Source organism: Marinobacter sp., from assembly GCF_046484525.1.
In the GTDB taxonomy this organism is placed as follows: domain Bacteria; phylum Pseudomonadota; class Gammaproteobacteria; order Pseudomonadales; family Oleiphilaceae; genus Marinobacter.
The window spans coordinates 37,806-58,929 of sequence record NZ_JAWOIS010000090.1 but is presented as its reverse complement, the minus strand read 5'-3'; the positions used below and the strand labels follow the sequence as shown (position 1 = coordinate 58,929).

The following is a 21,124-nucleotide window of genomic DNA, read 5'->3' as shown; positions in this document are numbered from 1 at the left end:
TACAACAACTGGCGGGCCTCCTGATACTCACTCTCGATCTTGGCGTGGCAATCGTCCGCCAGAAATCTCGCCACCTTTTTACCCAGAAGCGGCACATCGCAACGCACGCTCAACAGGACATGATTGGTGCACTCCTCCCCGGAGCCCAGAAGACGCATCATGCCCTTGATTTTCGCCGGCACGCATTCGATATGAACTCTGAATTCACAATGCCACTCCTCGTCACTCTTACGGAACCAGTGCTCCTCCTGACGTACCCGGTTCCATTCCCGGTGGAAGCTCGCGAGAATTCCCGGCACTTCGAGTGAGCTGGTGACTTCCCGCTCAATGACCAGCTTGGCTGATAACTCATCCTTGACCAACTCGGGCACACACACGTTGCGTGACCCAAGCCGGGCATTTTTCTCAAGAATATGATCCTTGCTGAAGAAGGCACCAAGCACCCGCTCCAGGCTCGCCTCATAGGGATGTTCCAGTTCAATTTGCATGGGTGGTCTCCGTATGGTGTCAACCAGATTCTGCGGACAATGACCACCACCAGCATTGGCCGGCAGGTCAGCCAACCGGGGCGCGCTAGCCAGACCCTGCTGTTAACTGTAATATCCAAACAGGTTAACAGCACCCCATTCGAAACCAGACAACGTGACCGGAGACTCACCATGCGCAACGCCGATCTCGTCGCCCGCGATCTCAAATCCGTGTGGCACCCCTGCACACAAATGAAAGATCACGAATCCCTGCCCCTGATACCTGTAAAACGGGGGGAAGGCGTGTGGCTGGAAGACTTCGAGGGCAACCGCTACATCGATGCGGTCAGCTCCTGGTGGGTCAACCTGTTCGGCCACGCCAATCCGCGCATCAACGCCGCCATCCAGGAACAGATCGGCAAGCTGGAGCACGTCATCCTGGCCGGTTTCAGCCACGAACCGGTGGTCAATCTCTCGGAGCGCCTGATCGAGGTCACCCCCGAAGGCCTGAACAAGTGCTTCTACGCCGACAACGGCTCATCGGCCATCGAAGCCGCCCTGAAGATGAGCTACCACTACTGGAAAAACCTTGGCATGCCAGCCAAGAAGAATTTCGTCAACCTCAGCAACAGCTATCACGGGGAAACTCTCGGCGCCCTGGCCCTCGGCGACGTCGCCCTCTACAAGGACACCTACCAGCCGCTGCTGATGGAAGTGCTCACAGCCCCCTCCCCGGATGCCTTCAACAAAGAGGCCGGCGAGACCGACGAGGAATACGCCCTGCGCCAGTTCGAGGCCATGGAAAAGCTCCTGGCGGAGAAACACGAGGAGATTTGCGCGGTGGTGGTGGAACCGCTGATCCAGTGCGCCGGCGGCATGCGCATGCACCACCCGATTTACCACACCAAACTGCGTGAGGCCTGTGACCGATACAATGTGCACCTGATTGCCGACGAGATTGCCGTTGGCTTCGGCCGCACCGGCACCCTGTTTGCCTGCGAACAATCCGGCATCACCCCGGATTTCATGTGCCTCTCGAAAGGCTTGACCGCCGGCTACCTGCCCCTGTCCGTGGTACTGACCACCGATGACGTCTACAACGCATTCTACGACGACTACGAAACGCTCCGGGCGTTCCTCCACAGCCACAGCTACACCGGCAACCCCATCGGCTGCGCCGTGGCCCTGGCCACCCTCGACATCTTCCGGGACGACAACGTCATCGAAAACAACCGCCACCTGTCCCGCTGTATGGGCGAAGCCGTTGCTCACCTGGAAGACCATCCGAACGTTGGCGACATCCGCCAGCACGGCATGACCCTGGCTGTGGAAATGGTGAAAGACAAGGCCAGCAAGACCCCGTTCCCCTGGCAGGAACGCCGGGGCATCCGCGTCTACCAGCACGCCCTGACCCGGCAATCACTGCTACGCCCCCTGGGTAACGTGGTATATTTCATGCCGCCTTACGTGATCACCGAGGAGCAGATCCGCCACCTCGCCCAGGTCGCGACCGAAGGCATCGAAATTGCCGTAAAGGACTGACCCGAATGCGCATCCCCAGATTCTACACAGCCTCGGAACTGACCGTTGGCAGCAGCTGCGAACTGGACGACAACGCCGCCCAGCACGTAGGCCGGGTTCTGAGGATGCAGCCAGGACAGCAGCTGATCCTGTTCAACGGCGACGGCCAGGACTACGACGCCACCATCCAGGATTCGAGCAAAAAACACGTCCAGGTGGAAATCGCCGGGGCAACGGCCACCACCACCGAGTCCCCACTGGGAATCGTCCTTGGCCAGACCCTGTCCAAGGGCGACCGCATGGACTACGCCGTCCAGAAAGCCGTGGAAATGGGCGTTAGCCAGATCGTGCCCCTGACCACCGAACGCTGCGACGTCAAACTCAAGGGCGACCGGGAAGACAAACGCCTGCGCCACTGGCAACAGGTCGCCATCAGCGCCGCCGAACAATGCGGCCGGGCCCGCGTCCCGGAAATCCTCCCGGTCATGAACCTGAACCAGTGGTTCGAACACAGCCAGACCTGCGACCTGCGCCTGGTTCTGCACCACCGCACTGAACAAAGCCTGAAATCCCTGGCGACACCCGGCTCGGTCGCCCTCATGATCGGCCCGGAAGGTGGCCTGAGCCCCGAAGAAATCGCGGCGGCCGAACAATCCGGATTCCTCCCGGTGGCACTCGGCCCCCGCGTTCTCCGCACCGAAACCGCCCCGGTAGCCGCCATGGCCCTGTGCCAGTGGCTCTGGGGCGACATCGGCACCTGAGCCCTAGTGTCCCGTATGGTTAATTCGCTGACCTACTGCGAATTAACCAGACGGGACACTAGACCGTGCCGCCGTCCCGTTCCGGCTTCTGAGTCATTGACAGTAACCGGACCGGCCAACATGATTCCTGTCTGACAAAAGTGCTGTTTGGAGCCCCGCCACTGTTCGGGGCGTTCATTCGGGGAGGGCTGTCCAAAACTGTGCGGAGCCATGGATGGCGTAGCCCAAGCGTCACAGGGGCTCGGCCGAGCGCTTATGAAGCGAAGCTTCATGCGAAAGCCGAGCGACAGCAATCTGTGATTGCTGGCCGGACCCGCTTGCGGGTGCCGCAAGGAGCGTGTTTTGGACAGCCCTCCCCGAATGAACGCATGCTCCCAGTTAAAAAACAAAGAACGAGTGCGAGTACCGGATGACAAGCCTGCTGACGACCCAAGAATTCTGGCAATACCTGAGCATCCCAGTGATCGCAGCCCTGATCGGCTGGACCACCAACTGGCTTGCCATCAAGATGACCTTCTACCCCCTGGAATTCATCGGCAAACCACCCCTGCTCGGCTGGCAAGGCATCATCCCCTCCAAGGCCCGCAAAATGGCCGCCATCAGCGTCGATGCCACCATCTCCAAGATCGGCACCGTCCAGGAAATCTTCCAGCAGATCGACCCCAAGGTACTCGCCGCCCACATCGTCCACTCCGTCGACCCCCGTATCGAGGAGTACGTCGACGAAATGATGCTCCGGGAATACCCCACCTTCTGGGAAAACCTGCCTGCCTCGGCCCGCAAGATGGTCTACGACCGGGTGCGCAAATCCACCCCGCAACTGGTGGACAACCTGGTCGAGGACATCTCCGACAATATCGAAGACCTGCTGGACATCAAAGGCATGGTTATCGAGCGGCTGGCCAAAGACAAACAACTGCTGAACCGCATCTTCCTCGAGTGCGGGGAAGTGGAGTTCCGCTTCATCATCAACTCAGGCCTCTACTTCGGCTTCCTGTTCGGTCTGATCCAGATGGCTGTCTGGTATGTTTACCCTGCCTGGTGGGTGCTGCCCTTCTTCGGCCTCCTGGTCGGCTGGGCCACCAACTGGATCGCCCTGAACGTCATCTTCCGACCACTACTCGAGAAAAAAGTCGGGCCGCTCCGGATCCAGGGCCTGTTCCTGAAGCGCCAGCCGGAAGTGGCGGAATCCTTCTGCCACATTGTGACCCACGAAATCCTCACCGTTGGCAACATCATCCGCGCGATCCTGGAAGGACCGAAGGGAGACCGGGCCCGCAACATGGTGAAAAAGCACATCAAACCGTTGGTGGATGAGACCGCCGGCCTGGGCAAGGCGCTCACCCAAATGGCCTTCGGCCCCACCGGCTTTGCCACCCTCAAAAATCAGGTCGGCGAGAAGGCCATCGATATCAGTCAGACCTCCTTCAACAATCCGGTGTTCGAGAAGGACAGAGCCCAGGCGGTGGAGTCCATCATGGTGGAGCGGATGATCGCCTTGTCATCGGAAGAGTTCCAGGACCTCCTACGGCCCTGTTTCCAGGAAGACGAGATCAAGCTGATCCTGGTCGGCGCCTTCCTGGGTTTTGCCGCCGGTGTCTGCCAGCTGGTCTTCGTGTTTGGAGAAACCCTGCTCTGATGAAGGAGGCCACCGACGGCCGGGCCTGCGAGTCCTCTCAGGCCTTCGGCTGATGCAGCAACGAAGCCAGGGTTTCAGGCTCCTGATCCCGCGCCCCATCAATTAGTTCCGGAGGCAGAACCGGAGGCAGCCGGTCCACAACCCGGTCCTCATCACGACGCGCAACATCCAGAATATTCCTGACGGTAATGAGATCAAGGGCCCGCCCGGGCACCAATTGGTCGCCTTGCGGGCCAGCCAGCGTTAGCAGCCCGGCACGGATCAGTTTGTCACTGACTTTCCGGGTCACCTCACCGGGCACCCGGAGCTGGTGTTCAAGAGCTTCCTGTTGCGGCGCCGCTTTACCTTCACTGAATGGCCTGGAAACCATCCACATGACCGCCAGGGCCACCCTTTCCTGAAGCTCGGGCGCCATCTGAACATGGCTGTGCTTGGCAACCGATCCCGGGTTCTGTAGATAAAAAGCCAGACTCGCTCCGAGCAACAGAATCATCCAGTTCAGGTAAATCCAGATCAGCAGGATGATGCCGATGGCGAAGCTGGAATAGATAGCCGCGTACTTCGCCGAACCGGCCACAAAAGAGGCAAACAGTATGCCGCCGGCCTGCCAGGAAACCCCGGCCACCAAGCCGGAAATAAAAGCATAACGCAGCTTGACCCGGGTGTTGGGGATGAAGATGTAGAAAAAGGTAAAGGCGGCTACCACTAGGAAGAACGGGGTGAAACGACTGACGACGAGGACCAGCGACCCGAAGGGCTCGATCTCCACCAGGGTCTGGACAATATCCGACGAGAAAATAGTGGCACTCACCCCGATCGCCGACACCATCAACAGCGGCCCCACCATGATTACACTGAGGTAATTACTGAAACGCTGAGCCAAAGAGCGCATATCCGGCACCCGCCAGATCATGTTGAAGGAGCGCTCGATTTTCTGTACCAGCGAGATCACCGTGTACACCAGCAATGCCAGCCCCACCGAACCGAGAACACCCACTTTCATGTTGTCCACAAAACCAAGGATTTCATTGGCTAACTCAATGCCCTGCGGCCCCATAGGCTCAAAAAGATGGAACAGGAAAGGCTCCATCCGCTCATGCACACCCAAGGCCTTGAGCACCGAAAAGCTCAGGGCAAGCAGCGGCACAATACTGAGCAGCGTGGTGTAGACCAGACTCATGGCATGGAGGGTAAGCTGCCCGCTGAGCACGTCCCGCACCAGGGCGTAGACCGAACGACCAACCTTGTAGAGCCAGGTCCAGGGCCACTGCTGAGGCGGGTTGGGGTTTGCAAGAATCCAGTCTTCTGCTGCCTGCAGCCGTTCTTTGAGTAGGAATGAAGCCACGTGACGTCCTGTTACACGAAATTTTAGCCAGTTTATCAGGGATATAAGCCGGTGCCCCAAAGTATGGCCGATAACCGGTGGTTTGCGAGGCCCAACCGGACAATATAACCATATTATCTTTTAATCCTTCATCTTATAACAAACCTTCTGTATAAACGGGCGCCATATTCGATATCTGTCAATGAACGGGTTTTCATTATGCACCTCAAGACTGCTCTGGGCATTGCAGCCGCCTCCGCATTCCTGCCCTCGGTTGCATCTGCCACCAATGGTTACTTCAGCCACGGTTATGGCACCATCAGTTCCGGCATGGCGGGCGCCGGTGCTGCGCTGGCGCAGGACAGCATCGCCGCTGCCACCAACCCTGCCGGACTGGCTTTTGTGGGTAATCGCGTAGATGGCGGCCTGGAGCTGTTTTCGCCACGGCGAAAGTATGAAGTGGAAGGACCGATGTCACCGCCGCCCGCCTTCTCCCTGCAGCCGGGCAGTTATCAGAGCAGCCGCGATGCCTTCGCGATCCCCCACTTCGGTGCCAATCATCGCATCAACGATCGCCACGCCCTTGGCGTTTCGGTCTTTGCTAACGGTGGCATGAATACCAGTTACCCTGGCGATAATGGTGGTCCCTTCTATGGCGGCCGGACCGGCGTCAATCTGGAGCAACTCTATATTGCGCCCACCTGGTCCTGGAAATTCGCCGACAACCAGGCCATCGGCATTTCTCCAATGATCGCCTACCAGCGTTTCGAAGCAAAAGGCCTGGGCGCCTTTTCAGATTTCTCATCCGATCCTTCAGCGCTGACCAACAATGGCACCGATGATGCCTGGGGCTACGGCATCCAGATCGGCTGGCAGGGCGAAATTACTGACACGCTTCGCGGCGGCCTGAGCTTCCGAACCATTCTGGAAATGGAAGAATTCGACGAATACCAAGGCCTGTTCGCCGAACAGGGCGACTTCGATATCCCGCAAATGCTCAACGCAGGCATTGCCTGGTCCGGCATCGACCGGCATTGGATCCTGCTCGACATTCAGCACATCCGCTACAGTGACATTAACAGCGTGGGCAACCCGATGCTGCCCAACCTGACGACCACACAATTGGGTGATGATGATGGCGCCGGCTTTGGCTGGGACGATATGACCATCGTCAAACTCGGCTGGCAGTGGCAGCAGACTGACCAGCAAACCTGGCGTGCCGGCGTCAGCTACGGTGAGCAGCCGGTGCAGGAAGAGGAAGTGCTGCTCAACATCCTGGCCCCCGGCGTCCAGGAATGGCACTTCACCGGCGGTTTCACCCGCCAGTTCAGCGATTCCCTCGAACTCTCAGGATCGGCTTTCTACTCACCGCGTAATAGCGTGAAGGGCGACAACCCGCTCAGCCCGCAGCAGACCATCGAGCTGAGCATGTACCAGGTCGGTGTATCGGCCAGCATCGGCTGGCGGTACTGAAACCGGACCCGGTCCAACGCCTCATTCAACGGATGCGAGGTTTTTAGCGGTAATATTCACAATCCGCTGCCTCGCTTCCCGGCTGGCCCAGGCCGAGTGTGGCGTGACAATCAGGTTGGGAATGTCATCCGCCAGCAGGGGGTTGCCATTGCGGGGCGGTTCCTCGGTCAGCACATCAAAGCCCGCACCACCAATCACTCCAGCGCGCAAGGCATCCGCCAGCGCCTGCTCATCCACCAGACCACCGCGGCTGGTGTTGATTAGCAATGCATCGTTTTTCATCATCTCCAACTCCCGCTTCCCGATCAGGTTACGGGTTTCCTCCGTCAGCAGGCAGTGCAGTGAGAGAACATCCACCTTCGGTAGCAGTTCATCCAGCGGAATCCGCGGATACCCGTCCACCTCACCCGACTCCTGCCCCGGCCTTGCACCCAGCAGGATTTTCATACCAAAGGCTTTGGCACGTTCGACCACACCCTGCCCCAGGTCACCGTAGCCGACCACACCCAGCGTACGCCCCTCCAGTTCCAGGATCGGATGGTCCATCAGGCAAAACGTGTCGCTCTGGCCCCAGCGCCCGGCCCTTACATCCCGGTCGTAGTCCAGCAGCCGGGTGGCCAGAGCCAGCATCAGGGCCAGGGTGTGCTGGGCCACCGTGGAACGGCCATAGTTGGTTACATTCATCACCTTGATGCCATGCTCCCGCGCGGCAACCTGGTCAATGTTGTTCAGGCCGGTAGCGACCACGGCAATCGTCTTCAGCTCCGGGCAGGCCTCGAAATGTTCCCGCTTGAGTACTACCTTGTTCACCAGCACGGTATCAAAGCCCCGAATCCGTTCCAGCACCTGCTCCGGCGTGGTACGGTCGTGCTTTGCCAAACCGCCGGTGACGTTCTCGATCGGCGACAGGTCGACATCATTTCCAAGGGTATTGGCGTCCAGGAATACGGTTTTCATGCTTTTCTCCCATCTCAAGATCGCCACAGATTAAGGTAGACTGGAGAAAACGTCCAAATACCGGTGAAGGGAAAGAACCATGGAACACGAATTCTGGCACGAACGCTGGGCAAAAAAGGAAATCGGCTTCCACGAGGGCACCGTTAACCAGTACCTGCACGATCACTGGCCCGAACTGGCCGGGGAGAATACCGACGCAGTATTCGTCCCCCTGTGCGGCAAGGCCCACGACATGTGGTGGCTGCACGACCGCGGCCACCCGGTCCTCGGCGTGGAACTGAGCGAGATCGCCTGCAAGGATTTCTTCGAGGAAGCCGGCGAGAAAGCCCAGGTGCACCCCGGAGAGCCCTTCACCACCTTCAAGCACGATGACCTGGAACTTTGGTGCGGCGACTTCTACCAACTGGTCCCGGACGATCTCAAGCACATCCGCCTGGTCTACGACCGCGCTGCCCTGATCGCCCTCCCCCCCTCCATGCGCCGCCAGTATGTCGAACACCTGACGGCCATCATCCCCGACAGCGCACGAATCCTTCTGATCACCCTGGACTACGACACCGAAATCAAGGGTCCCCCGTTTAACGTCTCCAACGACGAAGTCCGGGAACTCTACGGCCAGGACTACGACATCGAGCACGTGCTGACCAACACCCTGGCGAAAGATCATCCATTCGCCAAGCGGCGCGGGCTTGAGGGGGCCTCGGAAAGCGTCTTCCGCTTGACCAAGCTTTGAGGTTGGCTCTCGCAGCCTGCTGGGTTGGGAGTCTTGGCGGGTGACGAGTGGGGGTGTCTTCCTGAAAACGCTCGATTAAACTCGCTTCGCTCAGACAGTCGACCATTTTCAGGAAGACACCCCCACCCGTTCCCGCCTCGGCAGGCCTTTCGGCTGCCATCCTCGTGGGCTATTTTGAAGATATTCCTGCTGATTTTGATCGGAGTGTATCGGGGGTCTTTTTTCTGGCGAATTTGATGTCTGAGCGAAGCGAGTTGCCAATTCGCCAGAAAAAAGACCCCGGTGCGCTCCAGTCCCCAATCCCGGAAAGCTACAAAAACGCCACACCCAGCTAACACAATTTAATGAACCTTAACCACTCGCCCACTGTCCAACCTCGCGAACCTGAACTAAGCTCAGATTAAGCAAGCCGCGAAGAGAAGTTGCAGCGCGGCTTGTAAGTATCCATTCCTTTTACCCATAACCAGATAAACACCGCCGGGACAGGCGGCGCCAACACCAACGGGGAAATTGCGTGAACTGAAAAGCTGAATAACAGCGAGCGAGGGGCCATCTATGAGCATACTGCAGCATTTCAAAGACCGGTATGAAGCTACCCAAGAGGAAGAATACTCTCTTGAGGAATACCTGGAGATCTGCAAAAAGGACCCAACGGCCTATGCCACGGCCGCTGAGAGAATGTTAATTGCAATCGGCGAGCCGGAATTGGTAGATACCTCTCGCGACCCAAGACTGTCGCGCATCTTTTCCAACAAGGTGATCAAACGCTACCCGGAATTTTCCGAGTTCTACGGTATGGAAGACGCCGTGGAGAACATCGTTTCTTTCTTCCGCCACGCCGCCCAGGGCCTGGAAGAGAAGAAACAGATCCTGTACCTGCTGGGCCCGGTGGGCGGCGGCAAGTCCTCCCTGGCCGAGAAACTCAAGGCCCTGATGCAGAAGGTGCCTTTCTACGCCATCAAGGGCTCACCGATGAACGAATCCCCCCTGGGTTTGTTCGATCCCGCCGAGGACGCCGAGATCCTCGAAGAGGAATACGGTATTCCCCGTCGCTACCTGAATTCCATCATGTCACCCTGGGCGGTGAAGCGCCTGCACGAGTTCGGTGGTGATATCAGCCAGTTCCGGGTGGTGAAGAAATACCCGTCGGTACTTGATCAGATTGGCGTCGCCAAGACCGAGCCGGGCGACGACAACAACCAGGATATTTCCGCCCTGGTGGGCAAGGTCAATATCCGCATGCTGGAGGACTTCTCCCAGGACGACCCGGATGCCTATAGCTTCAGCGGAGGGCTGTGCAAGGCCAACCAGGGTTTACTGGAGTTCGTTGAGATGTTCAAGGCGCCCATCAAGGTGCTGCATCCGTTGCTGACCGCCACCCAAGAGGGCAATTACAACACCACCGAGGGCATGGGTTCGGTGCCGTTTGATGGTGTGATCCTGGCCCACTCCAACGAATCCGAATGGCAGACCTTCCGGAACAACAAGCACAACGAGGCGTTCCTGGACCGGGTCTACATCGTCAAGGTGCCCTACTGCCTGCGGGTGACCGAGGAAATCGAGATTTACAAGAAGCTGCTGACCAACAGCTCCCTGTATGGCGCCCCCTGCGCACCGGATACCCTGGACATGCTGGCGCAGTTCTCGGTGCTGTCCCGGATCAAGGAGCCTGAGAATTCCAGCATCTTCTCGAAGATGAAGGTGTACGACGGCCAGAACATCAAGGACACCGATCCGAAGGCCAAGTCGATCCAGGAGTACCGGGATGCGGCCGGGGTGATGGAGGGTATGGATGGCCTGTCCACCCGTTTCGCCTTCAAGATCCTGTCCAAGGTCTTCAACTTTGACACCACCGAGGTGGCGGCCAACCCGGTGCACCTGCTGTACGTGCTGGAGAAGCAGATCGAGCAGGAGCAGTTCCAGTCGGAGATCCAGGAAAAGTACCTGCGTTTCATCAAGGAGTACCTGGCGCCGCACTATGTCCAGTTCATCGGCAAGGAAATCCAGACCGCCTACCTGGAAAGCTACAGCGAATACGGTCAGAACCTGTTCGACCGTTACGTGACCTATGCCGACTTCTGGATCCAGGATCAGGAATACCGGGATCCGGAGACTGGCGAGATTCTCGACCGCGGGTCCATTAACGACGAGCTGGAGAAGATCGAGAAGCCCGCGGGCATCAGCAATCCGAAGGACTTCCGCAACGAGGTGGTCAACTTCGTGCTGCGCGCCCGGGCCAACAATCAGGGGCGCAACCCGTCCTGGCTCAGTTACGAGAAGCTGCGCAGCGTGATCGAGAAGAAGATGTTCTCCAACACCGAGGACCTTCTGCCGGTCATCTCCTTCAACCCGAAAGCCAGTCAGGAAGACCAGAAGAAGCACAAGCAGTTCGTCGAACGTATGGTCGAACGAGGCTACACCGAGAAGCAGGTACGGCTGTTGGCCGAATGGTACCTGCGGGTTCGCAAGTCTCACTGAAATCAGTGACCAGTCACTGATGGGAGTAGCACTATGGGTATGACCCACATCGTCGACCGGCGGTTGAACGGCAAGAACAAGAGCGCGGTGAACCGGGAACGGTTCCTGCGCCGCTACCGCCACCACATCAAGAAAGCGGTGGCTGATGCGGTGCACAAACGCTCGATCACGGATGTTGAACGGGGAGAGAAAGTCAGTATCCCGACCCGGGATATCGACGAGCCCATCTTCCACCACGGCCAGGGCGGCCGACGGGAGATGGTGCATCCCGGCAACCAGGAGTTTGTGGCCGGGGATATGATTCCCAAGCCTCAGGGCGGCGGTGGCCAGGGCGCCGGCCAGGGTCAGGCCAGTCCCGATGGCGAGGGCATGGACGAGTTTGCCTTCCAGATCACCCAGGAGGAATTCCTGGACTTCCTGTTCGATGATCTGGAACTGCCCAACCTCGCCCGCAAGAAACTCAAGGATACCGAGGCCTTCAAATATGTAAGGGCCGGTTTCACCAATCAGGGCATTCCGGCCAAGCTGGATGTGGTGCGATCCTTGCGGGGCGCCCACGCCCGGCGCCTCGGCCTTGGCGGTGCCCGCAAGAAGAAGATCAAGGATCTGGAGACACAGCTGGAAGCCCTTAAATTGGCGCCGGAGGATCTGGACCCAGCCTTCAGCCACGAAGACCAGATCAAGGTGCTGGAGGACGAGATCGCCCGCCTCAAGGCCAACGTGCGCCGGATCCCGTTCATTGACGAGATTGACCTGCGCTACCGGCAGCACGTGAAGCAACCGAAACCGGCCACCAGCGCGGTGATGTTCTGCCTGATGGATGTGTCGGGCTCCATGACCCAGATGCACAAGGACATCGCCAAGCGCTTTTTCATCCTGCTGTATCTGTTCCTGAAAAAGAACTACAAGAAGATCGACGTAGTTTTCATTCGCCACCATACCAGCGCCAAGGAAGTGGACGAAGAGGAGTTCTTCTACAGCCGGGAGACCGGCGGCACCATTGTCTCCAGTGCGATCAAGCTGATGCACAAGATCATTGGGTCCCGCTACTCCCCGTCAGAATGGAACATCTACGCCGCACAGGCATCGGATGGTGACAACTGGAACGACGACTCCCCGGTGTGCGGCAAACTGCTCGCCGACAGCATCCTGCCGCTGGTGCAGTATTACGCCTATGTGGAGATCACACCCCAGGACCACCAGATGCTCTGGTACGAGTATGAGAAGATCATGGAACGGTTCCCCCAGAGTTTTGCCATGCAGCAGATTGCCGACCCGAGTGAGATCTACCCGGTGTTCCGCCAGTTGTTCGAGAGGAAAGCCGCATGAGTAGCATCGTCGACCGTCCGAATGTACCGGAAAGCGACCAGCCCGGAGCCAGGAAGCCAATTTCCACCGGGTCGGAGTGGACCTTTGACCTGATCCAGGAATACGACGACGAAATCGCCAAGTGCGCCAAGGAATTCGGTCTGGATACCTATCCGAACCAGATCGAGGTAATCAGTGCCGAGCAAATGATGGATGCCTACAGCTCCGTAGGGATGCCCGTGGGCTACCATCACTGGTCCTTCGGCAAGCAGTTCCTGAATACCGCCAAGGGCTATCAGCGCGGACAGATGGGGCTGGCCTACGAGATTGTGATCAACTCCAACCCCTGCATCGCGTACCTGATGGAGGAGAACACACTGCCCATGCAGGCATTGGTTGTTGCCCACGCCTGTTATGGCCACAACTCCTTCTTCAAGGGCAACTACCTGTTCCGCACGTGGACCGACGCCAGCGCGATCATCGATTACCTGGTCTTCGCCCGCAATTACGTGGCCGAGTGCGAGGAACGCCATGGAGTGGATGCGGTGGAGGAGATTCTGGATTCCTGCCACGCCCTGATGAACTATGGCGTGGACCGTTACAAGCGTCCGCCGCCCATTTCGGCCGCAGAAGAAGCCCGCCGTCAGAAGGAACGGGAAGAGTACCAGCAGCGCCGGATCAATGACCTCTGGAGAACCATCCCGAGGCCCGATGACGACGATGACCCGGTGAAACGCCAGCGCCGCTTCCCGGAGGAGCCCCAGGAAAACCTGCTGTACTTTATCGAGAAGAACGCCCCCCTGCTGGAGACCTGGCAACGGGAGATCATCCGGATCGTGCGCAAACTCGGGCAGTACTTCTACCCGCAGCGCCAGACCCAGGTGATGAACGAGGGGTGGGCCACCTTCTGGCACTATACCCTGCTGCATCGTATGTATGACAAGGGTCTGGTGAACGACGGCTTCATGCTCGAATTCCTCCAGAACCACTCGGCGGTGGTTTACCAGCCGCCGTTCAACAGCCCGTGGTATTCCGGCATCAACCCGTACACCCTCGGTTTCTCCATGTTCACCGACCTCAGGCGGATCTGCGAGAACCCCACCGATGAGGACCGTGAATGGTTCCCGGACATTGCCGGATCGGACTGGCTGGAGACGCTGCACTTCGCCATGCGCAACTTCAAGGACGAGAGCTTTATCCAGCAGTTCCTGTCGCCCAAGGTGATGCGCGATCTGAAGCTCTTCGCCATCGAGAATGACGATCAGGAAGACCATTACATGGTCACCGCCATCCACGATGACCCCGGATATCGCCCACTTCGGGAGAAACTGGCCCGCCAGTACAACCTGAGCTACCGGGAACCGGATATCCAGGTCTGGAACGTGGATGTGCGGGGCGATCGTTCCCTGACGCTCCGGCATATCCCGGTCGACAGGGTGCCGTTGGGCGAGGACACCGAGGAAGTGGTGCGCCATGTCCATCGGCTGTGGGGCTTTGAGGTGCACCTGGAAAGCGTGGATGACGGTTTGGTTGTGGAGGAATATCATTGTCCTCCACCCCATCTCGATGACGAGTAACCGTGCAGGCAGCAGACAAACCTACCCCGGCCCCCGACAATCAAGACAACGGCCCGACCAACCACTATTCTCCGGTGCTGGCCGGGCCCTTGTTGCGCCATGCCAGTCCGGATCAGCTGGTCCTCTGGCTGGCCTCCAGGGAAACACTCGACCTCCGCATCCGCTTGTCCGAGCGGGATCGCCCCACACGGGTATTCCTTGAACGGGAAATTCGTGACGCCGAGCTGTTCCGGCTCCGGATTGGCACCCACGCCTGGCTGCATCTGGTTGACCTCCGGCTTGATGATCCCCTGCCCCGGAATACCCGGCTGGAATACGACCTTGGCATCACAGCCACGGATGGCACTCGCTGGATCCGTGACTGGGCGCCGCACCTGTGCCCGGAGAGCCGGGAGCGGCCCGGCTTTGTCCTGAAGTCACGTCTTGATCGCATCCTGCACGGCTCCTGCCGTCGGCCCCACCAGACGTCGGCCGATGGCCTGGTGCGGGTGGATGAGGAACTGCACAAGGCCCACCACCTGGAGGATATCCCGGCACTGCTGCTGATGACTGGTGACCAGATCTACGCCGACGATGTCGCCGGCCCCATGCTCCATGCCATCCAGTGCCTGATTCACCAGCTCGGGCTCTACCAGGAGGTTCTGGAAGGCGCCTCCCTGAGCCACAGCCGGGAGCTGACCTCTCTGGAGAAGGGCTACTATCACCGGGACAAGCTGCTGCCGGAATCGGAATTCAACGAGGACCTGACCGAACGCTTCTTCGGGGGCGTGCGCAAGCCGGTATTTACAACCGCCAACGCCGGCAACCACCTGATCTCCTTTGCCGAAGTGATGGCCATGTACCTGCTGGTCTGGTCACCCGAGCCCTGGGCCATGGTGACACCCGCCGAACCCGTCAGTGACCAGGAGGAGCTGGCTCGCTATCGCCGGGAACAGGAGGCGATTGACCGGTTCCGGGCGGACCTGCCCAGGGCTGCCCGGGCCCTGGCCAACGTGCCGGTTTACATGATCTTTGATGACCACGACGTAACCGATGACTGGAACCTCTCGGCGCTCTGGGAAACCACAGCCTACGAACATCCCTTCTCCCGCCGGATCATCGGTAATGCCCTGCTTGGCTATCTGTTGTGCCAGGGCTGGGGCAACCAACCCGACACCTTCAAGGACCTGTTGGAGCAGTGTCAGGGGCTGTTGGAACCAATGAAAGATCACCACGAACTGGACAAGGATATCCAGGATGAACTGATTGACCAGCTGTTCCATTTCCATCAGTGGCATTACAGCCTGGCCACCAGCCCCAAACTGGTGGTGCTGGACACCCGCACCCACCGCTGGCGCAGCGAAATTCGGCGCAGTCGTCCATCCGGTCTGATGGATTGGGAGTCCCTGACCGACTTCCAGCAGGAGGTAATGGATGAGGACGCAGTGATCGTGGTCTCACCGGCACCCATGTTTGGCGTCAAGCTGATCGAGATGATCCAGAGGGTGTTCACCTGGTTCGGCAAACCACTGCTGGTGGATGCGGAGAACTGGATGGCGCACCGGGGCGCCGCGAACGTGATGCTGAATATTTTCGGCCATCCGCGAACCCCGAAGCATTTCGTGATCCTGTCCGGGGATGTGCACTATTCCTTCGCCTACGACATCCGGCTGAAACACAAACGCAACAGCCCGGAGGTCTGGCAGATCACCAGTAGTGGCATCAAGAGCGAGTTTCCCCACCGGCTGCTGGAATGGCTGGACCGGCTGAACCGCTGGCTGTTCGCGCCCTGGTCGCCCCTGAACTGGTTCACCAAGCGCCGGCGCATGCGGATTCGTCCGAGGCTGCCGGAAGGACGGGATGCCGGGGAGCGGCTATGGAATCATGCCGGCATCGGTGATGTCCGGCTGGATGAGGAGGGCGCGCCCTCCGCCATCCGGCAACTCAATGCCGAGGGCGGAGGGACGGTGTTTCACCGTGGCCGGGAGGAATGATCAGCCCGAGACGGAAGGCAGACCGGACAGGGCCATGGCCAGCTCCTGCTCGTCGTATTCGTAGTCCTCAAGCTGGCCCTCGAAGTAGGCAGTGTAGGCCGCCATGTCGAAATGGCCGTGGCCACAGAGGTTGAACAGGATGACCTCGTCCTTGCCTTCCCGCTTGCAACGCAGGGCTTCCTCAATAGCACCCTTGACCGCGTGATTGGCCTCCGGTGCCGGCACAATGCCCTCGTTGCGGGCGAACAGTACGCCGGCCTCGAAGCATTCACGCTGGGTATAGGACACCGCATCAAACAGGCCCAGCTCCTTGGCGTGCGACACCATCGGCGCCATGCCATGATAGCGCAGGCCACCGGCGTGGAAACCCGGCGGCGTGAAGTCGGAGCCCAGGGTGTGCATCTTGGTCAGTGGCGTCATGTGAGCGGTATCGCCGTAATCATAGGCGTACTTGCCCCGGGTCAGAGTCGGACAGGCCGAAGGCTCAACGGCGACAATCCGTGATTTCTCGCCACCGCGCAGGGCATGGCCCATGAAAGGGAAGGCAATGCCGGCAAAGTTGGAGCCGCCGCCAGTGCAACCCACAATCACGTCCGGCCAGCAATCGGCCATTTCCATCTGCTGCATCGCTTCCAGACCAATCACGCTCTGGTGCAGCAGAACGTGATTCAGCACCGAGCCCAGGGCGTACTTGGTGTTCGGGTCCTGAAACGCCAGCTCCACCGCCTCGGAAATGGCGATACCCAGGCTGCCGGTGTGGTCGGGTTTCTCGGCCAGCACCTTGCGACCGAACTCGGTGAGTTCAGAGGGTGACGGGACGCACTTCGCGCCGTAGGTTTCCATCACCGCGCGGCGGTAGGGCTTCTGGTTATAGGAGACCCGGACCTGGAACACGGTAACGTCGATGTCGAACAGGGAGCCGGCGAAGGAAAGCGAGGTGCCCCACTGCCCCGCCCCAGTCTCGGTGGTCAGGGTCCGGATGCCTGCCTGCTGGTTGTAGAACGCCTGGGGGATGGCGGTATTGGGCTTGTGACTGCCCGCCGGGCTTACGCCCTCATACTTGTAGAAGATCTTGGCCGGGGTTCCCAGGGCCTTCTCCAGACGATGTGCCCGGTACAGCGGCGCCGGGCGCCAGAGCCGGTAGACGTCACGAACCGGCTCGGGAATCTCGATTTCCCGCTCGGTGGACACTTCCTGCTGGATCAGCTCCATGGGGAACAGGGGTTCCAGGTCCGCCGGACCCACCGGCTGCTTGGTGGCCGGGTGCAGTACCGCCGGCAGCGGCTCGGGAAAATCCGCCTGCAGGTTATACCAGTACTTCGGCATCCGGTTTTCGTCGAGAAGAAACTTGGTTTGCATGTGCGATAGAACCTCAGCTTGTTGTCGCGTGTCGTCGAATGTCGGACCGTTTGTTATTCTGAACTGTGGAATTTGCCTTAAATAAGCGCTTGCATCCAGTCTACCAGCCAGGGGACCAGTACGGCGGTGGCAAATGCGGACAGCGCCATGGCCAGTCCCGAGAAGGCGCCCATCTGGTTACTGACCTGGAACGCCCGGGCAGTCCCGATTCCATGCGCGGCCACGCCCATGGCGATGCCCTTGGCGGTGTCATCCTTCACGCGGATCCATTCGAACAGCTTGGTGCCCAGTACCGCCCCGGTGATCCCGGTGATCACCACCAGCACGGCGGTCAGTGACGGCAGGCCGCCGATTTTCTCCGAGATGCCCATGGCCACCGGCGCCGTGGCGGATTTCGGTGCCAGGGACATCTGAATCTCGAAGGAGCCGCCAAAGATCCGCGCCAGCCAGATCGAGCTGCCCGCCGCGATCACCACACCACACAAGAGCGAGATGGTAACCGGCATCCACAGTTGGCGCAGCCGGGAGAACTGCTGGTACAGCGGCACCGCCAGCGCCACCGTGGCCGGACCGAGCAGGAAGTGCACGAACTGACCACCCTCGAAATAATCGTTGTAGGAGGTGCCGGTCAACAACAGCAGGCCGATGAGCATGGCGACGGACGTCACCACCGGGTTGGCCAGCGGATTGGAATTGGTGCGCAGATACAGCCGGTAGGCCAGGCCATAGGCCACCAGGGTGATGGTCAGTCCCAGCAGTGGCGAAGCAGAAAGGTAGACCCAGATATTTTTCAGCCCGGGATCATTCATGGTTATCCTCCTGTTTTGCGGCCGGCCCCACCAGCCATCGGGTGGTCAACTGCATCACCAGCGCCGTGGCCACCATGGTAATGACCGTGCTGATCAGTAGCGCCAGGGTAATAGGCAGCCACTCATCGGCAATGCGGCTGAAGTGCGCCATCATGCCCACGCCCGCCGGGACAAACAGCAGGGACAGGTGGCTGAGCAACGCGGTGGAGGCCATTTCTACCGACTCCGGCGCGCTACCGCGAATCCACAGGGTGATGAACAGCATCACCATGCCCAGCACCGGCCCGGGAATGGGCACCCCCAGTAATCGCACGGTGACCTCTCCGACCAGTTGGTACACCAGCAGCAGGGTTATGCCATTGAGAAACTGCATGAAACTCTCCCCGAGCAACGTGAAATAATTCCGCAAATCAGGGAACTTTATAGCACCCTGAATCGTGAACACGGTCCATTATCAGTATACTTTCTACCAATAATTAAAAATCCCTTACTTTGGTGGAGTACGACAAGGAATGAAACGTCTGGGAACACTGGATGCCTCATGGCTGGCCGTGGAATCTGAGGACACCCCGATGCACGTGGGTACCCTGCAGATCTTCTCACTGCCGGAGGGCGCTCCCGAAACCTTTCTGCGGGATATGGTCACCCGCATGAAAGAAGCCGGCGACATCGCCTCGCCCTGGGGTTACAAGCTTGCCTGGTCCGGCTTTCTCGGCCGGCTGGTTGCCCCCTACTGGGTGGAAGACAAGAAGATCGACCTGGATTACCACGTTCGGCACTCGGCGCTGCCGCGGCCCGGAGGCGAGCGGGAACTGGGCATCCTGGTATCGCGCCTGCACTCCAACCCGCTGGATTTTGCCCGGCCGCTCTGGGAATGCCACGTGATTGAGGGCCTGGAAAACAACCGGTTTGCCTTGTACACCAAGATGCACCATTCAATGATCGACGGCATCAGCGGTGTGCGCCTGATGCAGCGGGTGCTGACCACCGATCCGGACCGCCGCGAGATGCTTCCGCCCTGGTCAGTCAAACCACAGCGCCGCCGGGGCAGCAAGACCGACAAGGAAGCCACCATTCCCGCCGCCGTCTCCCAGGCCATGGATGCGCTGAAACTTCAGGCCGACATGGCACCGAGACTCTGGCAGGCCGGCAACCGGCTGGTGTACTCGGTACGCCATCCCCAGGATGGTCTGACGGCGCCCTTTACCGGCCCGGTTTCGATCCTCAATCACCGGGTGACGCCACAGCGCCGCTTCGCCACCCAGCATTATCAGCTCGACCGGCTCAAGGCCCTGGCCCACGCATCCGGCGGCTCCCTGAACGACATCGTTCTGTACCTGTGCGGAACGGCACTGCGCCGGTTCCTGGTCGAGCAGAACCAGCTGCCGGACATACCGCTCACCGCGGGCATCCCGGTGAACATCCGACCGTCGGATGACGAGGGCACCGGCACCCAGATCAGCTTCATGATTGCCTCCCTGGCAACCGACGAACCCGACCCACTGACCCGACTGCAGAACATCAAGACCTCCACCCGACGGGCCAAGGAACATCTACAGAAACTGCCCCGCAGTGCCCTGACCCAGTACACGATGATGCTGATGTCGCCCTACATTCTGCAGTTGATGTCCGGGCTTGGTGGGCGAATGCGGCCGGTGTTCAATGTCACCATATCCAATGTGCCGGGACCGGAGAAGACCCTCTATTATGAGGGCGCAAGACTCGAGGCCATGTACCCGGTGTCACTGATCGCCCATGGCGGCGCGCTGAACATTACCTGCCTGAGCTATGCTGGCTCACTGAACTTCGGCTACACCGGCTGCCGGGACACTCTGCCCAGCATGCAGAAACTGGCGGTGTATACCGGTCAGGCGCTGGAGGAGATCGAGGATCTGGTCCTACCGCCGAAACCGAAAACTACCGGCAGGCGGAAGAAAGCAGCGACCGCCAGCAAATAAGGCGTGAGAAGATCAGGCACCGTCACTTTGCCAGTGGCCCGCGCCGACAAAAATCATCTGCAGGAAGCGGGTCGTCCGCTTCCGGATCTGACCGATCTGGTAGTCGTCGTCCGGAGAGACGCTAAGCAGGTCGGTCAGGCTGAAGGCGACGGTACGCACCACCAGATTGCAGGTCAGGTCCAGATCCGCATCGCTCAGATGATCCATCAACCGTAGCCGACGCAGGTCGTTGGCCAGCTCATTGGCAAAGAAACGCATTTCACTTCGGATGCCTTCCTGCACTGCCTTGCTCTCTCCCGCCAGTCCCTGGGCCATGAACATGAAAAAGTTCCGGTTGGTCTGGGCATGGGCCACGAAGATACCCACCGATTCCTCAATCAGCTTGTCCGACTGAAGCACATTGGCTCGGGCCTCGCGCATCATGCGCCGCAACACCAGCCCCAACTCATCCACCAGCTGCAGCCCCAGGTCGTCCATATTCCGGAAATGCCGGTAAAACGAGGTTGGCACCACACCCGCCTGCCGCGTCACTTCCCGGATTCCAAGACTGGCAAAGTGCCGGCCCTTACCCACCAGGGCCAGCGCCGCGCCCATTAGCTTTTCCCGGGTTTCACCGGGCTTTCGTCGTTGTCGTTCTGCCATGTCCTGCCGCGTCATCTGATCGTCGTGTTCACGAGTGTACACATTTGACCCGAAGAAAGTCGCCCACACTTGTCATTCTGCGCCAACTCACCAACCCGGATTGTCTCCGCAAACATCTGTGTGTACAGTCGTACACATTAGTGAA

At 59.4% G+C, this 21,124-nt stretch carries 17 protein-coding genes; 10 read left to right on the top strand and 7 right to left on the bottom strand.

Going from position 1 to position 21,124, the window contains the following annotated elements; translation table 11 throughout:
* A partial coding sequence (locus R6W86_RS18215) for a DUF2505 domain-containing protein (RefSeq protein ID WP_410330764.1) occupies positions 1-488 on the bottom strand: 488 nt, incomplete at its 3' end.
* A gap of 171 nt (positions 489-659) precedes the next feature.
* Here R6W86_RS18215 and R6W86_RS18210 point away from each other — a divergent pair.
* The 3 genes from R6W86_RS18210 to R6W86_RS18200 all read left to right on the top strand — a co-directional run bounded on the left by R6W86_RS18210 (position 660) and on the right by R6W86_RS18200 (position 4,388).
* Positions 660-2,009, top strand: coding sequence for an adenosylmethionine--8-amino-7-oxononanoate transaminase (locus R6W86_RS18210; protein ID WP_410330763.1), 1,350 nt, complete (start codon positions 660-662; stop codon positions 2,007-2,009).
* Between the two features lie 5 nt (positions 2,010-2,014).
* On the top strand, positions 2,015-2,749 hold the full coding sequence (locus R6W86_RS18205) for a 16S rRNA (uracil(1498)-N(3))-methyltransferase (protein WP_410330762.1): 735 nt from the start codon (positions 2,015-2,017) through the stop codon (positions 2,747-2,749).
* Positions 2,750-3,158: 409 nt separating this feature from the next.
* Positions 3,159-4,388, top strand: coding sequence for a hypothetical protein (locus R6W86_RS18200; protein WP_410330761.1), 1,230 nt, complete (start codon positions 3,159-3,161; stop codon positions 4,386-4,388).
* A 37-nt stretch (positions 4,389-4,425) separates the two neighbouring features.
* Here R6W86_RS18200 and R6W86_RS18195 read toward each other — a convergent pair whose 3' ends face one another.
* Positions 4,426-5,733, bottom strand: a complete 1,308-nt coding sequence (locus R6W86_RS18195) for a YihY/virulence factor BrkB family protein (protein WP_410330760.1) — start codon at positions 5,731-5,733, stop codon at positions 4,426-4,428.
* A gap of 198 nt (positions 5,734-5,931) precedes the next feature.
* On the opposite strand from R6W86_RS18195, the gene R6W86_RS18190 reads away from it, so the two are divergent.
* Positions 5,932-7,185: an OmpP1/FadL family transporter gene (locus R6W86_RS18190; protein WP_410330759.1), complete on the top strand. Its 1,254-nt coding sequence runs from the start codon at positions 5,932-5,934 to the stop codon at positions 7,183-7,185.
* A 21-nt stretch (positions 7,186-7,206) separates the two neighbouring features.
* Here the strand turns inward: R6W86_RS18190 and R6W86_RS18185 are convergent, their stop codons facing one another.
* The gene (locus tag R6W86_RS18185; RefSeq protein WP_410330758.1) at positions 7,207-8,142 is read right to left on the bottom strand and encodes a D-2-hydroxyacid dehydrogenase; all 936 of its coding nucleotides are present in this window, start codon (positions 8,140-8,142) and stop codon (positions 7,207-7,209) included.
* A 79-nt stretch (positions 8,143-8,221) separates the two neighbouring features.
* Between R6W86_RS18185 and tmpT the strand changes: the two genes are divergently transcribed.
* From tmpT to R6W86_RS18160, 5 genes are all read left to right on the top strand, one after another.
* On the top strand, positions 8,222-8,875 hold the full coding sequence (gene tmpT, locus R6W86_RS18180; RefSeq protein ID WP_410330757.1) for a thiopurine S-methyltransferase: 654 nt from the start codon (positions 8,222-8,224) through the stop codon (positions 8,873-8,875).
* 555 nt (positions 8,876-9,430) lie between these two features.
* Positions 9,431-11,353 (top strand): PrkA family serine protein kinase, encoded by a 1,923-nt coding sequence (locus tag R6W86_RS18175; protein WP_410330756.1) that lies wholly within the window; start codon positions 9,431-9,433, stop codon positions 11,351-11,353.
* A 33-nt stretch (positions 11,354-11,386) separates the two neighbouring features.
* The gene (locus R6W86_RS18170; protein WP_410330755.1) at positions 11,387-12,682 is read left to right on the top strand and encodes a YeaH/YhbH family protein; all 1,296 of its coding nucleotides are present in this window, start codon (positions 11,387-11,389) and stop codon (positions 12,680-12,682) included.
* Positions 12,679-14,238, top strand: a complete 1,560-nt coding sequence (locus R6W86_RS18165) for a SpoVR family protein (RefSeq protein WP_410330754.1) — start codon at positions 12,679-12,681, stop codon at positions 14,236-14,238. Before R6W86_RS18170 ends, R6W86_RS18165 begins: the two co-directional genes overlap by 4 nt.
* 2 nt (positions 14,239-14,240) lie before the next feature.
* Positions 14,241-16,211: an alkaline phosphatase D family protein gene (locus R6W86_RS18160; protein WP_410330753.1), complete on the top strand. Its 1,971-nt coding sequence runs from the start codon at positions 14,241-14,243 to the stop codon at positions 16,209-16,211.
* Here R6W86_RS18160 and R6W86_RS18155 read toward each other — a convergent pair whose 3' ends face one another.
* From R6W86_RS18155 to R6W86_RS18145, 3 genes are all read right to left on the bottom strand, one after another.
* Positions 16,212-17,570, bottom strand: a complete 1,359-nt coding sequence (locus R6W86_RS18155; RefSeq protein WP_410330752.1) for a TrpB-like pyridoxal phosphate-dependent enzyme — start codon at positions 17,568-17,570, stop codon at positions 16,212-16,214.
* A gap of 77 nt (positions 17,571-17,647) precedes the next feature.
* Positions 17,648-18,379 carry an LrgB family protein gene (locus R6W86_RS18150; RefSeq protein ID WP_410330751.1) on the bottom strand — a complete coding sequence of 244 codons (732 nt, stop codon included), beginning with the start codon at positions 18,377-18,379 and terminating at the stop codon, positions 17,648-17,650.
* Entirely contained in the window at positions 18,372-18,752 is a 381-nt protein-coding gene (locus tag R6W86_RS18145; protein WP_410330750.1) for a CidA/LrgA family protein, read from the bottom strand. The genes R6W86_RS18150 and R6W86_RS18145 overlap by 8 nt, the downstream gene beginning before the upstream one ends.
* A 139-nt stretch (positions 18,753-18,891) precedes the next feature.
* Here R6W86_RS18145 and R6W86_RS18140 point away from each other — a divergent pair, with 139 nt between their 5' ends.
* Entirely contained in the window at positions 18,892-20,337 is a 1,446-nt protein-coding gene (locus R6W86_RS18140) for a WS/DGAT/MGAT family O-acyltransferase (protein ID WP_410330749.1), read from the top strand.
* Between the two features lie 12 nt (positions 20,338-20,349).
* Here R6W86_RS18140 and R6W86_RS18135 read toward each other — a convergent pair whose 3' ends face one another.
* Positions 20,350-20,979: a TetR family transcriptional regulator gene (locus tag R6W86_RS18135; RefSeq protein WP_410330748.1), complete on the bottom strand. Its 630-nt coding sequence runs from the start codon at positions 20,977-20,979 to the stop codon at positions 20,350-20,352.
* Positions 20,980-21,124: the final 145 nt, after the last annotated feature.